This is a genomic window from Streptomyces sp. NPDC004647, from assembly GCF_040609575.1.
Lineage (GTDB): Bacteria > Actinomycetota > Actinomycetes > Streptomycetales > Streptomycetaceae > Streptomyces.
Map to the genome: position 1 here is coordinate 22,660 of NZ_JBEXKU010000066.1, position 15,219 is coordinate 37,878.

Genomic DNA, 15,219 nt, shown 5'->3' on the forward strand with positions numbered 1-15,219 from the left:
ATGCCGGGCGCACAGGGCTGTGGAACGGTGGAGGAGAGACCGCCGATCGGGTGAACCCGGCCGACGGGGAGGTATTCCTGACAGAGGAGCCACCCATGACCAGTCACGTCAGTGGTGGGGCCAGGGCAGGCAGGACTGCCCGAAGTTCCACAGCCACCGGGCATGTGAGCGGATGGATCGTCTTCGCCGGAGTCATGATGATCTTCGGTGGTCTGATGGCCCTCTTCGCGGGCATCGCCGCCATCGCGGAGGACGATGTCTTCGTCGCCACCCGGAACTATGCGTTCGAGTACAGCCTCACCGGCTGGGGCTGGATCCACATGATCCTTGGCGCCGTCATCGTCGTCGCCGGTTTCTCGCTCTTCACCGGAGCGCTGTGGGCGCGCGGCGTCGCCGTCGTACTCGCGGGCCTCGGCGCCGTCTCGAACTTCCTGTGGATTCCCTACGCGCCGTTCTGGGCGCTGGCCCTTCTCGCCATTGACATTTTCGTCATCTGGGCGGTGTGCGCGGGGCCACGGCATTCCTCCGACACCCCGGCCCGATGAGGTCCGCCTGATCCGGTGGGCCTGCATCCGGTCGCGGCAGAACAGGGGGCCGGAACATGGAGCACGCGTCCCCTCGGGAACGGGCCGAACGCGGCAGGACCGCACGCGCGGAGGTGCCGCGTTCGGCCCATGCCGAGTTCCGTCCGTCCCCGGGGCGGTCGGATCCGGTGGACATCATCGAGGCACAGTCGGCCACGCGCGTACCGGAGCTCGTACCGATCCGGTACGGCCGGATGCTGGAGTCCCCGTTCCGCTTCTACCGGGGCGCTGCGGCGATCATGGCAGCCGATCTGGCCGGCACCCCGGACTCGGGCATCACCGTCCAGCTGTGCGGAGACGCGCATCTGCTGAACTTCCGGCTGCTCGGCTCTCCCGAGCGGCATCTGATGTTCGACATCAACGACTTCGACGAGACGCTGCCCGGACCGTGGGAGTGGGACGTCAAACGGCTGGCGGCGAGTCTGGTGATCGCGGGCCGGGCGAACGGCTTCACCGACCAGGAGCGCGCGACGATCGTCCGGGCCACGGTCCGCTCGTACCGCGAGCGGATGCGGACGCTCGCCGCCATGGGCAATCTCGACGTCTGGTACGCGCGGGTGGACGCGGACGAGATCCAGGCTGTCGCGGCCGAGCAACTGGACAAGACCCGCCGCCGACGTCTGACCAGAGCCCTGGAGAAGGCGCGCTCGCGCGACAACCTCCAGGCCTTCGAAAAGCTCACCGAGGTTGTCGACGGCGAACGCCGGATCACCCCCGACCCCCCGCTCGTCACACCGCTAGGCGATCTCCTCCCGGAAGTGGAGCACGACCTGCTGGTGCGGGCGATCACCGACCTCGTCGCGGGGTACGGCCGCAGCCTCCAGCCGGACCGCCGCGCTCTGCTGACGCAGTACCGGCTGGTGGACATGGCCCGGAAGGTGGTCGGGGTCGGCAGTGTGGGCACCCGCTGCTGGGTCATCCTCCTGCTGGGCAGGGACGACGAGGACCCGCTCCTGCTCCAGGCCAAGGAGGCCGACGACTCGGTGCTCGCCCCGCACGTCGGCGGCAGCGTGTACGCGAACCAGGGCGAGCGCGTCGTGGCCGGGCAGCGCGTGATGCAGGCCGCCAGCGACATTTTCCTCGGCTGGCAGCGGACCCGGGGCATCGACGGCCGACAGCGCGACTTCTACGTCCGGCAGCTCCGTGACTGGAAGGGCATCGCCGAGCCGGAGGCGATGATCCCCGACACGATGCGCAGATTCGGCGGGCTCTGCGGTGCCACGCTGGCCCGCGCCCACGCCCGGTCCGGCGACCGGATCGCCATCGCCGGCTACCTGGGCGGCGGCGATGCCTTCGACCGTGCTCTGGTGACGTTCGCGGAGAGCTACGCCGACCGGAACGAGCGTGATCACGCCGCGCTTTCCGAAGCGGTCCGCGAGGGCCGGGTCACCGCCCAGTCCGCGTAGGCGTGCGCGCGTCCGAGCCCCCGTCGGCACGCCGGTCGTACTCCTGGGGCCCGGCAGCCGGCGGTCGTAGATCCGCTTGACCCGTATGGCCCTGTGCCGACAGGGATACCGGTGCGGCAGGATGGGCCCATGGGGACCATCGGGGGCGACGGCGGGCGGCTGGTCGCCGGACGGTATCGGCTGGGTGCGCGGCTCGGGCGCGGCGGGATGGGCATCGTGTGGCGGGCCACCGACCAGCTGCTGGGCCGTCAAGTCGCGGTCAAGGAACTGCATGTGGACTTCGGGCTGCCGGAGTCGGAGGCCCGGGTGCAGCGGGAGCGGACGCTGCGCGAGGCGCGTACGGTCGCTCAGTTCCAGCATCCCAACGTCGTGGTCGTGCACGATGTGGTCGAGCAGGACGAACGGCCCTGGATCGTCATGGAGTTGGTCGACGGCCGCTCCCTCAGCGATCAGCTCGCCGCCGACGGCCCGGTCCCGCCGCGCGAGGCGGCCCGTATCGGCCTCGCCCTCCTCGGAGCCCTGCGGGTCGCGCACACGCACGGTGTGCTGCACCGGGACATCAAGCCCGCGAATGTCCTCATGGAGGCGGGCACCGGCCGCGTCGTGCTCACCGACTTCGGGATCGCCAAGGTCAGCGGTGGGACGACGATCACCGAGACGGGGTCTTTCGTCGGCTCGCCCGAGTACACCGCGCCGGAGCGGATGTCCGGCAGACGGACCGGTCCGGAGTCCGATCTCTGGTCGCTGGGGGTGCTGCTGTGCGCGGTGCTCAGCGGCAAGTCCCCTTTCCACCGGGACTCCTTGGGCGGCGTGCTGCACGCCGTCGTGTCCGACGAGATCCACCCGCCGGAGGCCGCGGGCCCGCTGCTGCCGGTCGTCCGGGGGCTGCTGGAGCGGGACCCCGACCTACGGCTGGACGCGGCCGCGGCCGAGGCGCTGCTCGCGGAGTACCTGCGGACGGGGCGCATGGCCGGGGCGGCCTCCGGCTATACGCCCACCCAGCGGGTCGTACAGGGCACCCCGCCCGCCGGACTCACGTCCGCGGGCACCGGCGGGCGCCCCGGGTCGCGTACGGCCCGCGGCCGTACGCTGCTGGCGGTCGCGCTGCTCGTCGCGGCGGCCGGCGGGGCGGGGGTGGCCGCCGTGGCCATCCTGGTGGAGGGCGAGGGCGGGAGCATCGCCAACGGGCCGAGCGGCAAGGGCGGTCAGACCGCGGGGCCCTCCGAGTCCGGGTCCACCCGCCCCCCGTCGCCGACGGCCACCTCCGGCGAGACGGGGACCCGTGGTCCGCGCTCCCCGAAGGGCTACCGCACCGTGTCCGACCCCGCGGGCTTCCGGCTCGCCGTCCCCGCGGGCTTCACCCGCTCCTTCGAGCCGCCGAGGGTCTACTACTACTCGCCCGGCAAGGTCTTCCGGCTCGGCATCCACATCCAGGACACCGAGCGCGGCGGCCCGTTGGCCGCGATGCGCAAGGCCGACGCGGAGGGACCGGACGACTACGAGGGCTACCGCGACGGCAGGGTCACCGCGACCACCCACAACGGCAAGGGCGCCGCGCTGTGGGAGTTCACCTGGAACGGCGCCACCGAGGACGGAGGCCCCCGGCACACCTTCGACATCAGCTGGGACGAGGGCGGAAAGATGTACGACGTCTGGGTCTCGGCGCCGGTCGGGGAACGCGCTGCCGCCCGCCGGCACTTCGACACGGCCCTGCGGACCTTCGTCAGGACCCGGCCGTCCTCCTGAGCGGTGTGATCTTCCCGGGCGGTAATCCGCCCGGGAAACCGTGAAACGTCCCTGACCAGGGCACCCGTGCCAGCAATCACTGGCGCGGTTGTGGACCTGATGTGAAAAGCGGTTACTGCCGGGTACCCAAAGCGCCCGCCCAGGCATACCCTCACCGGCATGACGGACTCGACGGGCAGCACGCAGGACACCGCACCCACCTCCACTTCAGGCAACCCCATCTTCACCGCACCGGAGGGCGCCCGAACCGCAGCCGACGTCGTCACCCCCGAGCTGGTCGTCCAGCTCACCCGGGACGTCGTCGGCACCGGCTCCACCGCCAACCACACCCCCTTCACCGGGGAGAAGCTGGCCGACCTGCCCGAGTCCACCCCGGAGGACGTGGTCACCGCCTTCGCCCGTGCCCGCGAGGCGCAGCGGGCGTGGGCCGCCACGCCCGTACGGCAGCGCGCCGCCGTCCTGCTCCGCTTCCACGACCTGGTGCTGGAGCGCCAGGCCGAGGTGCTCGACCTCATCCAGCTGGAGACCGGCAAGGCCCGCCTCCACGCGCACGAGGAGGTGCAGGCGGTCGCCGTCGCCGCCCGACACTACGGGCGCAAGGGGCCGGCGTATCTGCGGCCCAAGGGCCACACCGGTGTCGTCCCGACGCTGACCAAGGTCACCGAACTGCGCCAGCCGCGCGGCGTCGTCGGCCAGATCGCGCCCTGGAACTACCCCCTCGAGCTGTCCGTCGGTGACGCGCTCCCCGCGTTCGTCGCGGGCAACGCCGTCGTCATGAAGCCTGACACCGAGACCGCGCTGACCGCCCTGTGGGCGCGGGACCTGCTGATCGAGGCCGGGCTTCCGGCGGGTGTCTGGCAGGTCGTACTCGGCGAGGGCCCGGTGATCGGCCCGGCCGTCGTCGAGCACGCCGACTACGTCTCCTTCACCGGCTCCACCCGTACCGGCCGCCAGGTCGCCCAGAGCGCGGCGGCCCGGCTCGTCGGCTGCTCGCTCGAACTCGGCGGCAAGAACGCCATGCTCGTGCTGCACGACGCCGACCTCGACAAGGCGGCCTCCGGCGCGGTCCGCGGCTGCTTCTCCTCGGCCGGGCAGCTGTGCATATCCATCGAGCGGCTGTACGTCCACGAGTCGGTGGCCGACGCCTTCGTCGAGCGGTTCGCCGCCCGTACCAAGGCCATGCGGCTCGGCGCCGCCCTCGCGTACGGCGCCGACATGGGCTCGCTCGTCTCCGAGCGCCAGTTGGAGACCGTCACCCGGCATGTCGAGGAGGCCGTCTCCAAGGGCGCCCTGCTGGTCGCGGGCGGCAGGCACCGGCCCGACGCCGGCCCGCTGTTCTACGAGCCGACGATCCTCGACGGCGTGGAGTCCCCGATGGCGGTGTGCGCCGAGGAGACTTTCGGCCCGGTCGTGTCGATCTACCGCTTCAGCGACGAGGACGACGCGGTCGCGCTGGCCAACGCGACGCCGTACGGGCTGAATGCGAGCGTCTGGACCAAGGACGGCCGTCGCGGCCGGGCGGTCGCCGCGCGGCTGCGCGCCGGCACGGTCAACGTCAACGAGTCCTACGCCGCCGGGTACGGCAGTGTGCAGTCCCCGATGGGCGGCATGGGCGACTCCGGACTCGGCCGCCGCCACGGCTCCGAGGGCATCCTCAAGTACACCGAAGCGCAGACGGTCGCCCACCAGCGGCTGCTCCCGCTGGCCCCCTCCTTCGGCATGGACGACGCCCGGTACGCGGCGTTCATGACCCGGAGCCTGCGTGTGATGAAGGCCTTCCGGCTTCGCTGAAAGGCCTGCGCCGACCTGCATGTTTCTACGGAGGTTCCCGTGTCACAGGAGAACTCTGCCCCTGACTACGACGTCGTCGTCGTGGGCTCCGGCTTCGGCGGGTCCGTATCCGCTCTGCGGCTGACCGAGAAGGGCTATTCCGTCGGCGTCCTCGAGGCCGGCCGCCGCTTCACCCCGGAGACGCTGCCCAAGAACTCCTGGGACGTCCGCAACTTCCTGTGGGCCCCGGCGCTCGGCCTCTACGGCATCCAGCGCATCCATCTGCTGAACAACGTCATGATCCTGGCGGGTGCCGGAGTCGGCGGCGGGTCCCTCAACTACGCCAACACCCTCTATGTGCCGCCCAAGCCGTTCTTCGAGGACCGGCAGTGGGGGCACATCACCGACTGGGAGGAGGAGTTGCGGCCGTGCTACGACCAGGCGCGGCGCATGCTGGGCGTACGGCTCAACCCCACCCTGACGCCCTCCGATGTGCATCTGAGGACGACCGCCGAGCGGATGGGCGTCGGCGACTCCTTCCACATGGCGCCGGTGGGGGTCTTCTTCGGGGACGGCCAGGACGCCGACGGCACCGCGAAGGCGGAGCCGGGGGCCGAGGTGCCCGACCCGTACTTCGGCGGAGCGGGGCCTGCCCGCAGGGCCTGCACCGAGTGCGGTGAGTGCATGACCGGCTGCCGCCACGGCGCGAAGAACACCCTCAACGAGAACTATCTCCACCTCGCGGAGAAGGCCGGTGCGGTCGTCCATCCGATGACGACCGTGACCGGCATCTGCGAGGACGGCGACGGCGGTTATCTCGTGTCCACCGTGCCCACCGGCAAGAAGCGCGGTGCGAGGGTGACGAAGCTGCGCGCGCGCCGGGTCGTGGTCGCCGCGGGCACGTACGGCACGCAGACCCTGCTGCACACCATGCGGGACACGGGCATGCTGCCCTACATATCGGACAAGCTCGGCTTCCTGACCCGTACCAACTCCGAGGCCCTGGTCGGCGCGCAGACCGACAACCGCCGCTACGGCAGGAAGTACGCCGGGGAGAAGGCCGACTTCACACGGGGCGTCGCGATCACGTCCTCGATCCACCCCGACGCGAACACCCATATAGAGCCCGTGCGTTACGGCAAGGGCTCGAACTCGATGGGCGCGCTGACCGTCCTCCAGGTCCCGCATGGCGGCCGGGCTCCGCGCGTGCTGGCGTTCGCGGCCAAGTGCGTACGGCACCCGCTGCTCACCCTGCGCTCGCTGTCCAACCGCCGCTGGTCGGAGCGGACCATCATCGGTCTGGTCATGCAGTCGCTGGACAACTCGCTCACCACGTACCGGAAGCAGAAGGGCCTGGGCAAGGGCCTGCTCACCGCGGAGCAGGGGCACGGGGCGCCGAATCCGCTGCACATCCCCGAGGGCGCGGAGGCGGCGCGGCTGCTCGCCGAGGAGATCAACGGCTTCGCCGGCAGCAATGTGGGCGAGCTGATGGGCACCCCGCTGACCGCGCACTTCCTGGGCGGCTGCCCGATCGGCGAGGACGCGGAGCACGGTGTCATCGACCCGTACCACCGGCTGTACGGTCACCCGGGCATCCATGTGGTGGACGGCGCGGCGGTCTCCGCGAATCTGGGCGTGAACCCGTCGCTGACCATCACCGCGCAGGCCGAGCGCGCGATATCGCTGTGGCCGAACAAGGGCGAGGAGGACCCGCGCCCGGCGCAGGGCGAGGGGTACGTACGGCTGGCGGCGGTCGAGCCGCGGGGGCCGGTCGTGCCGGAGGAGTCTTTCGCGGCGCTGCGGCTTCCGGTTCTGCCGGTCCCGGCGGTGCCGCCGAAGAAGCCGGCCGAGCCCGCTCCTCCGGTTCGGCCCGCCGAGGCCGCCGAGGCGGTTGGGCCCACCGAGGCCTGAACACACGGATGAAGAGAAGGAACGAACAAGGGGCCGCACCCCCCTCCGGTGCGGCCCCTCGGTCATTCGGCTACGACTACCGCTTACGCGGCGGCAGTTGAGCCATCGGTCCTGCGGCGGCGCACGACGAAGACGGCCCCGGCGCCCACGACCATGGCGACACCGCCGATGGTGGCGATGACCGGCAGGGCGGAGGAGGAACCCGTCTCGGCGAGGTGGCCCTTCGGGTCGATCTTGGTGTCACCGGCGGGCTTGGCCGGGAGCGGCTTCTTGCCACCCTCCTGCGGCTTGGCGCCGGGCACCTCGCCCGGGTTGGAGCCGGCCTTGAGGATGTCGAACTCGTAGTAGCTCTGGCCGCCGGAGTAGACGCACTCGCCCTTGTCATTGGCGTAGACGCCGATGCTGATCGCGAAGCCCAGGCCCGCCGGGGCGGACGCGTCCACGCTCAGGCGCAGGCCGAGCGAGAAGGACTCGTGCGGCCGGACGTCGGTGTAGCCGACGTAGCCCGCGCCCTCGTCGTTCTCGTTCAGGGAGATGTCCTGCCACGAGCCGGACTCGGGGTCCTGGTACTGCAGCTTCAGGTGACCGCTGGTGACCTCCCAGCTGTCCTCGTCGATCTGAGCGGCGAAGACGCCGAGGTCGACGCGCTTGTAGACGGCGTCCGACTTGTTGGACACGTCCAGCTTGAAGTTGTGGAACCCGCTGCCCGCGACGATCTTCGAGGGCAGGCCGGAGAAGCCGGTGACGAGGTTGTCGTCGACCTGCGGCTCCTCGTCGCTGTCGCTGCACTCGACCGGGCCCTCGGAGGGGTCGGTCGACGGCTCGGCGGAGGCCGAGGCGGACGCGGACGTGGATGTGCTGTCCTCCGGCGCGGGGTCGGAGGGGGCGGTGTCCTCCGGCGCGGGGTCGGAGGGGGTGCTGTCCTCCGGCGCGGGGTCGGAGGGGGCGGTGTCCTCCGGCGCCGGGTCGGAAGGGGCGGTGTCCTCCGGCGCGGGGTCGGAGGTGGCGGTGACGGTCGGCGCCGGGTCGGCGTCGGTCGCGTACGCAGCCGGGGCCGCGAGCAGCGCGGCAGGGGCTATGACGGCCGTCGCGGCAGCGGTCGCCAGGGCGCGGCGGAGCTTCATGAGACCTCTTCAGGGTCCGGAGTGCTGCGGGGTGCAGCACAAACATGGGAGGCCGTCGCGGTGGGGCGCGGTATGGCCGGGCGTTGCACATAAGAGACGGGTAAGGGATGTGCAAGGTTGTACGAACAACGCCATGGCTTCTCAGTGACGCGCGTCACAGGAGGGGTGGGTGGGCCACGAGGGGCAGGTGAACGGTGAGCCCTGAGCCCGTAGGGATGCGCGGGGCAGTGGGTACGGCAAAGGCGCGGGGCGGAGCGCGGCACAAGGGCCCCGCGGTGCCGCCGCCCTGACGAGCGGTCGGCCGCGAGGCCCTCGGCTGTTGTCCGGAAGGTGTGCCTTCCTCGTGTGCCTGCCGGATGCGGCCGGTCCCGGGCGTCCCCGGAACCGGCCGTCCTCGGCCGTGACCGGTTTGCTGTCCCCTGCCGACCGGTCACGCACTGGAGCGTGGTCCCACGACGCACACCGCTTGAAACGAGCCTTGAGCCAGGCCGCGAGTCGAGCCGTCGGCACGCCACACACTCCAGCGAGTCCGCCCTGTCGCTGTTGGGCGCCCGGATGAACGGGGGCGGAGCCACGTGTGATTCTTGCGGCCGCCCCTGGCTGGCACGGACATCGGGACCAACGAAGCGTCTTGGCCGCGGTCACGCACCGTACGGGTGATGTCCGGAGCTGCGGGTGCCGACGGTGGGAGGCGTCGTTACGGGGCCGGAGCACGCGTCGCGGACGGTCCCCGACCTGCGCCCCGACCGCTCATGCCTCACGCCCGGCCGCGGCACAGCTCCAGCAGAGTCATCGCGAGCGCGGTGCCGGGCTTGCCCAGCTGCTCCCTGTAGTGGCTGAGGATCTCCATCTCGCGGGACAGATTCACCCGCCGCCCGCCGGAGCCGATCCGGGCCTGCTGGATGACGGCCGAGACGGCCATCCGTTCCTGTACGAGACCGATGATCCGCCCATCCAGATCGTCGATCCGGCCGCGGGCGTCGCTGACCTCGGCGGCGGCCTCGGGGGTGTGTGCTCCGGTGCCGGTCGTGGTGCCGGTGGTGGTGGGTGTGCTCATGTCCGTATCTCCTCGGGTGCGCCGCCCCGAGCCTCCGGACCCGGAAAACGCAGAACGCCCCGGGCCTTTTCGGCCCGGGGCGCCTGGGAAGTCGCTTGTCAGTGGCTCAAGCAGCACGACCATGGCAGCCGGACGGGCCGGGTGCCATAGGTAAAGACGAAGGTCATGTGCTGAGACATGCCGCCAGTATGGGCCGGCCCGAGGGAGGGGGCCACCGCGGGCCCGGATGGTGAGACGGGAAGCGGGCGAAGAGGGCCCGGCACCCCCGTTAGAATCGAAGCACCACACTCCGTACCACCGCCGGAAGGCCGCCGAAGTGCCATCAGCGACCCCAGCCGCCCACCCCGACGCAGACCGCTCCCCGGAGCCGGTCCTCGTCGTCGACTTCGGCGCGCAGTACGCTCAACTGATCGCCCGCCGCGTACGCGAGGCCCGGGTCTACAGCGAGATCGTGCCGCACACCATGCCGGTGTCCGAGATCCTCGCCAAGAACCCGAAGGCGATCATCCTCTCCGGCGGCCCGTCGTCCGTCTACGCCGAGGGTGCCCCGCACCTGGGCCCGGAGATCTTCCAGGCGGGTGTCCCGGTCTTCGGTATCTGCTACGGCTTCCAGGCCATGGCTCTGGCGCTCGGCGGCACGGTCGACAACACCGGCGGGCGTGAGTACGGCCGTACGCCGCTGTCCGTCGCCCGCACCGGGTCCACGCTCTTCGAAGGCACCCCGAACCAGCAGCCGGTGTGGATGTCGCACGGCGACGCCTGCTCCGCCGCCCCCGAGGGCTTCACCGTCACCGCGACGACCGACGGCGCCCCCGTCGCCGCCATCGAGAACGACGAGCTGAAGCTCTACGGTGTCCAGCACCACCCCGAGGTACTGCACTCCACGCACGGCCAGCAGCTGCTGGAGCACTTCCTCTACCGCGGCGCCGGACTCGAGCCGACCTGGACCGCCAGCAATGTCATCGAGGAATCGGTCGCCGCGATCCGCGAGACCGTCGGGAAGAAGCGCGCGATCTGCGGGCTGTCCGGCGGCGTGGACTCCTCGGTCGCCGCGGCCCTCGTGCAGAAGGCCATCGGCAACCAGCTGACCTGTGTGTACGTCGACCACGGACTGCAGCGCAAGGGCGAGTCCGAGCAGGTCGAGAAGGACTTCGTGGCCGCGACCGGCGTACAGCTGAAGGTCGTGGACGCGGAGCAGCGCTTCCTCGACGCGCTGGCCGGAGTCTCCGACCCCGAGGAGAAGCGCAAGATCATCGGCCGGGAGTTCATCCGGGTCTTCGAGCAGGCGGCTTCGGAGGTCGTCGCGGAGGCGGACTCGCACGGCGAGGCCGTGGAGTTCCTGGTCCAGGGCACCCTCTACCCCGACGTGGTCGAGTCCGGCGGCGGCACCGGCACCGCCAACATCAAGTCGCACCACAACGTCGGCGGGCTTCCCGAGGACCTTCAGTTCGGGCTCGTCGAGCCGCTGCGCCGGCTCTTCAAGGACGAGGTCCGGATGGTCGGCCAGGAGCTCGGCCTGCCGGAGGAGATCGTCCAGCGGCAGCCCTTCCCCGGTCCCGGCCTGGGCATCCGGATCGTCGGCGGTGTCACCAAGGAGCGCCTGGACCTGCTGCGCGAGGCCGACGCCATCGCGCGCGAGGAACTGACGGCCGCCGGTCTCGACCGCGAGATCTGGCAGTGCCCCGTGGTGCTGCTGGCGGACGTACGGTCCGTCGGCGTCCAGGGCGACGGCCGCACCTACGGCCACCCGATCGTGCTGCGCCCGGTCTCCTCCGAGGACGCGATGACGGCCGACTGGTCGCGGCTGCCGTACGACGTGCTGGCGAAGATCTCGACGCGGATCACCAACGAGGTCGACGAGGTCAACCGGGTGGTGCTGGACGTGACCAGCAAGCCGCCGGGCACCATCGAGTGGGAGTGAACCCCGAATAACCCTTTCTTCAGGTCAACGCCAATGCCGTCGCTCATTCGTTTGAGTGGCGGCATTGTCGTTTCCGCTGGGTACGCTGGCCCCACGGCCGAGAATCCCGTCCATGGGAGGAACCATGACCGCCGAACCGCTGCCCAAGTCCGCACCGCCGGACCCTCCGCACTGGCCGGTCCCGCCGCAGGACGGCTACACCGTGGACGACCTGTTCAATCTGCCCGGCCTCCCGCCGCACACTGAGTTGATCGACGGGAGCCTGGTCTTCGTGAGCCCACAGCGGGAGTTTCATTCGCTGGTGATGTACCTGCTGGAGCGCGGACTGCGCAGCACGGTGCCCGAGAGGCTCCGCGTGCGGCGGGAGATGGCGCTCATCGTCGACCGCAAGCAGGGTCCCGAGCCGGACATCTCGGTGGTGCGCGCGGAGGCGGTGTCGGGGCCCGATCTCACGGCCTACGAGGTAGCGGATGTCGTGCTCGCCGTCGAGGTCGTGTCCCCCGACTCCGAGAAGCGTGACCGCGAGCGCAAGCCGCAGATCTACGCCCAGGCGGGCATCCGCCACTTCTGGCGGGTGGAGCAGGGTGAGGACGCCCGTCCGGTCGTCTATGTCTACGAGTTGGACGATGCCACCAAGGCGTATGGACTCGCCGGCATCCACCACGACCGGCTCAAGCTGACCGTCCCCTTCGATATCGACATCGACCTCGCCGAGATCGACCGGTTGTAGGGCCGAACGGCGGGCCGGGCTTCAGCTGCTGCCAGGAACCGCTGCGGACGGCAGGTTCGCGAAGAGGTTGGCGTGGCCCGGGCCGCTGGTCCGGGCGGAGGAAACGGGTGGGTGTTCGGCGAAGGGTTGGACGGGGCTCTGTTCTCTTCCCGTACCCGGCGGTAGCTTGCGTGGCCATACGCATGGACGAGGAGGTTCAGCCGCGATGCCGGAGCCGACACCGATCCCCACCGACCAGCTGCAGTTCGCCATGCCGCCGACGTACACGTCCGTCGAGGACGAGCGGCGTTACCGCAAGGAGCGGCTGGCCGCCGCGCTCCGGCTCTTCGGACGGTTCGGGTTCGAGGAGGGGGTCGCGGGCCATATCACCGCCAGGGACCCGGAGTTCACCGACTGCTTCTGGGTCAACCCCTTCGGGATGTCCTTCAAGCACATCACCGTCAGCGATCTGCTCCTCGTCAACCACGAGGGGCAGGTCGTCGACGGGCGTTACCACGTCAACCAGGCCGCGTTCGCCATTCACTCGCAAGTGCACCGGGCCCGTCCGGACGTGGTCGCCGCCGCGCACAGCCACTCCGTGCACGGACGGGCGCTCTCCTCACTGGGCGAGCTTCTCGAGCCGATCACTCAGGATGTATGTGCCTTTTATGAAGATCACGCCCTTTTCGACGACTACACCGGCGTCGTCGTGGACGAGGAGGAGGGGCGGCGGATCGCCGCCGCGCTCGGCCCTCACAAGGCCGTCATCCTGCGCAATCACGGTCTGCTGACGGTCGGCGACTCGGTGGACGCGGCGGCGTGGTGGTTCATCACCATGGAGCGGTCCTGCCAGGTCCAACTGACGGCGAAGGCAGCCGGGAAGCCGGTCCTCATCGATCACCACAGCGCCCTTCTCACCCGCGAGCAGCTCGGAAACGATCTCGTGGCGTGGATCAACTACCAGCCGCTGTGGCAGCAGATCACCCGCAGCGAGCCGGACCTGTTGGCTTGAGCACCCGGCGACTACGGCACAATTCCCTCTCGTCACACGGGCGCTGCCGCGCTTGCAACGAGAGAGAGGTGGGGTTGTCCCATGGCCGTGGACTCGGCGAGAGACGGCGTGCCGGACGGTACCCATGGCACTGGAGGCACCCAGGGCGCCCACGGCGCTCATGCCAGCGGCTGCGCCTGCGGCGACTGCCCGTACGGCGCCCGCGAGGGGCACCGGCGCGCGGTCGCGGCGTTCATCGCGCAGCGGGAGGAGCTCGCGGCGGGGCAGGGTGTGCCGGGCGCGCTCGTGCACTCGGCCGGAGCTTCCCGGCAGTGGGTGTCGGACGAGCTGACGCAGTCGGCCCGTACCGCCGGGGAGTCGGCGCGCGCGGAGGGCCGGATGTGGCTGCGCCGTCGGCGTGGCGGACTCATCGGACCTCTCATCGGTGAGGACAACCGGCTGTCCACCTCGCGGGCGGTCGCGGCGGGGTGGGTGCTGGTCGCGGCGGCCGGTGTGCTCGTACCGGCGGTAGCTCTCGCGGTCACCGGTGACCGCGCCCGGGTGTTCGACGGGCTGCGGCTGGGGAGCGGCGCCGGGCTGCTGACCGTGCTCGCCCTGACCTGTGTACCGGCGGTGGCCGCGCGGGCCGTTGTGGCCGTACGGGTGCGGGCGCAGCGGCTGCAGAAGGTGAGCGCGGCCCGGCCGCATGCCGCCGATCTGGTCACCGACGACGCCGGGCGGGGCAGTTTCGCCGATGTGCAGTACCTGTTGGTGACCGCTGTCGTGGCGCTGTTCGCGGTGGTGCGGCTGGTGCGGGAGCCGCAGCGGCTGCCCGATCTGCCATGGGGGCTCGTCGGGCTGGTCGCCGTCTCCGGCGCTACGTATATGGCCGCCAAGTGGGCGGAAGGCGGGCGTCCGGTGGTGCTGGCGGTCGTCCGTGCCCGCGAGGCCGGGGACCTGGACGGGCCCATCAGGCCGGGGGACGACATCGAGATCCGGGGGAGGGGATTCGTACCGCCGGGCGCCGGCACGCCGGAGGCCCTCGCACGGATGGTGGTACGGATCGGGACGGTGCATGTCCATGTGCCGCTGGTGCCGGTCGCCGGGGGCTTCGGCAACCCGACGGACGCGGTGCTCACCGTGCCGGTCCCGGCGGAGGTCGAGCCGGGGCGGGTGGACGTCCAGGTGGTCACCGCGGCCGGAGCCGTGACAAATCGCTGTCCGATCGATGTCGTGGATGGTTGAACTCGAACAGAACCTTGTCCGTACCCCTCGCCGGATGCGCGTGTGTGTGGGGAGAATCGTGCCTGCGGGCATCGAGGAGGCGGACAGCATGGCTCACGGATACCGGGACCGTTCGGCCGGCTTGGGAGACGAGGTGTCGTGGCGGGGAACGGCCTCCCGTTACGCGCTGCTGCCGCTGCGGATCTTCCTCGGCGTCACGTTCATCTACGCGGGCCTGGACAAGCTGACCGACCCGGCCTTCCTCGCCGACAGCGGCGCCGGCTCGCTGGGTGAGCTGATGAACTCGGTGCGGGACGGGGCGGCGATCCCGGCCATGGTCGACCTGGCACTCAAGAGCCCCACCGGCTTCGGATACGCGATCGCCGTCGGCGAGATAGCGGTGGGCCTCGGCACGCTCGTCGGCCTCGTCGCCCGCTTCGCCGCCTTCGGTGGCGCGCTGATCTCACTGAGCCTCTGGCTCACGGTCAGCTGGCAGACCAACCCGTACTACTACGGCAACGACCTGGCCTATCTGATGGCGTGGCTGCCGCTGATCCTCGGGGGCGCGCCGCGGCTGTCCCTCGACGCGGTCATCGCGTCCCGCCGCGGCAGGCAGGGGCAAACGCTGTTCGCCTAGGGCGGGTTGTACTGGGCGGCGTACGGCGCCGACGCTTCGCCGGAGCCGGAGCCGGAGCCGGAGCCGGAGCCGGAGCCGGAGCCGGAGCCGGAGCCGGAGCCGGAGCCGGAGCCGGAGCCGGAGCCGGAGCCGGAGCCGG

General features: G+C 70.9%; 12 protein-coding genes. 10 read left to right on the forward strand and 2 right to left on the reverse strand.

Features of this window, described 5'->3' with window-relative positions; genetic code table 11:
• The first annotated feature begins 194 nt into the window (after window positions 1-194).
• From ABZW18_RS25555 to ABZW18_RS25575, 5 genes are all read left to right on the forward strand, one after another.
• Window positions 195-545: a hypothetical protein gene (locus ABZW18_RS25555; RefSeq protein WP_356191487.1), complete on the forward strand. Its 351-nt coding sequence runs from the start codon at window positions 195-197 to the stop codon at window positions 543-545.
• 56 nt (window positions 546-601) lie between these two features.
• Window positions 602-1,990: a DUF2252 domain-containing protein gene (locus ABZW18_RS25560; RefSeq protein WP_356191447.1), complete on the forward strand. Its 1,389-nt coding sequence runs from the start codon at window positions 602-604 to the stop codon at window positions 1,988-1,990.
• Between the two features lie 129 nt (window positions 1,991-2,119).
• Window positions 2,120-3,736 (forward strand): serine/threonine-protein kinase, encoded by a 1,617-nt coding sequence (locus tag ABZW18_RS25565; protein WP_356191449.1) that lies wholly within the window; start codon window positions 2,120-2,122, stop codon window positions 3,734-3,736.
• A 159-nt stretch (window positions 3,737-3,895) separates the two neighbouring features.
• Window positions 3,896-5,527: a succinic semialdehyde dehydrogenase gene (locus ABZW18_RS25570; protein WP_356191451.1), complete on the forward strand. Its 1,632-nt coding sequence runs from the start codon at window positions 3,896-3,898 to the stop codon at window positions 5,525-5,527.
• Between the two features lie 39 nt (window positions 5,528-5,566).
• On the forward strand, window positions 5,567-7,417 hold the full coding sequence (locus ABZW18_RS25575; RefSeq protein WP_356191454.1) for a GMC family oxidoreductase: 1,851 nt from the start codon (window positions 5,567-5,569) through the stop codon (window positions 7,415-7,417).
• Window positions 7,418-7,500: 83 nt separating this feature from the next.
• Here the strand turns inward: ABZW18_RS25575 and ABZW18_RS25580 are convergent, their stop codons facing one another.
• Both ABZW18_RS25580 and ABZW18_RS25585 read right to left on the reverse strand, forming a co-directional pair.
• Entirely contained in the window at window positions 7,501-8,541 is a 1,041-nt protein-coding gene (locus tag ABZW18_RS25580; RefSeq protein ID WP_356191457.1) for an LAETG motif-containing sortase-dependent surface protein, read from the reverse strand.
• A 757-nt stretch (window positions 8,542-9,298) separates the two neighbouring features.
• Window positions 9,299-9,598, reverse strand: a complete 300-nt coding sequence (locus tag ABZW18_RS25585; protein WP_356191460.1) for a chorismate mutase — start codon at window positions 9,596-9,598, stop codon at window positions 9,299-9,301.
• Window positions 9,599-9,914: 316 nt separating this feature from the next.
• Here ABZW18_RS25585 and guaA point away from each other — a divergent pair, with 316 nt between their 5' ends.
• The 5 genes from guaA (at window position 9,915) to ABZW18_RS25610 (ending at window position 15,080) form a co-directional block, all read left to right on the forward strand.
• Complete coding sequence (guaA, locus tag ABZW18_RS25590) at window positions 9,915-11,519, forward strand: glutamine-hydrolyzing GMP synthase (protein WP_356191463.1); 1,605 nt, start codon at window positions 9,915-9,917, stop codon at window positions 11,517-11,519.
• A gap of 112 nt (window positions 11,520-11,631) precedes the next feature.
• A complete protein-coding gene (locus tag ABZW18_RS25595) occupies window positions 11,632-12,249 on the forward strand; it encodes a Uma2 family endonuclease (protein WP_356191465.1) in 618 nt (205 codons plus the stop codon).
• Window positions 12,250-12,454: 205 nt separating this feature from the next.
• On the forward strand, window positions 12,455-13,240 hold the full coding sequence (locus tag ABZW18_RS25600) for a class II aldolase/adducin family protein (RefSeq protein ID WP_356191466.1): 786 nt from the start codon (window positions 12,455-12,457) through the stop codon (window positions 13,238-13,240).
• 81 nt (window positions 13,241-13,321) lie between these two features.
• Window positions 13,322-14,464: a hypothetical protein gene (locus tag ABZW18_RS25605; protein WP_356191469.1), complete on the forward strand. Its 1,143-nt coding sequence runs from the start codon at window positions 13,322-13,324 to the stop codon at window positions 14,462-14,464.
• A gap of 88 nt (window positions 14,465-14,552) precedes the next feature.
• Window positions 14,553-15,080, forward strand: coding sequence for a DoxX family protein (locus ABZW18_RS25610; RefSeq protein WP_356191471.1), 528 nt, complete (start codon window positions 14,553-14,555; stop codon window positions 15,078-15,080).
• Window positions 15,081-15,219: the final 139 nt, after the last annotated feature.

Bases quoted from the DNA above. Each gene is read 5' to 3' on its own strand.
- ABZW18_RS25595 (WP_356191465.1), top strand. From the start codon at position 11,632: ATGGGAGGAACCATGACCGCCGAACCGCTGCCCAAGTCCGCACCGCCG.
- ABZW18_RS25610 (WP_356191471.1), top strand. From the start codon at position 14,553: ATGGCTCACGGATACCGGGACCGTTCGGCCGGCTTGGGAGACGAGGTG.
- ABZW18_RS25585 (WP_356191460.1), bottom strand. From the start codon at position 9,598: ATGAGCACACCCACCACCACCGGCACCACGACCGGCACCGGAGCACAC.
- ABZW18_RS25565 (WP_356191449.1), top strand. From the start codon at position 2,120: ATGGGGACCATCGGGGGCGACGGCGGGCGGCTGGTCGCCGGACGGTAT.
- ABZW18_RS25570 (WP_356191451.1), top strand. From the start codon at position 3,896: ATGACGGACTCGACGGGCAGCACGCAGGACACCGCACCCACCTCCACT.
- ABZW18_RS25605 (WP_356191469.1), top strand. From the start codon at position 13,322: ATGGCCGTGGACTCGGCGAGAGACGGCGTGCCGGACGGTACCCATGGC.
- ABZW18_RS25600 (WP_356191466.1), top strand. From the start codon at position 12,455: ATGCCGGAGCCGACACCGATCCCCACCGACCAGCTGCAGTTCGCCATG.
- ABZW18_RS25555 (WP_356191487.1), top strand. From the start codon at position 195: ATGATGATCTTCGGTGGTCTGATGGCCCTCTTCGCGGGCATCGCCGCC.
- ABZW18_RS25580 (WP_356191457.1), bottom strand. From the start codon at position 8,541: ATGAAGCTCCGCCGCGCCCTGGCGACCGCTGCCGCGACGGCCGTCATA.
- ABZW18_RS25560 (WP_356191447.1), top strand. From the start codon at position 602: ATGGAGCACGCGTCCCCTCGGGAACGGGCCGAACGCGGCAGGACCGCA.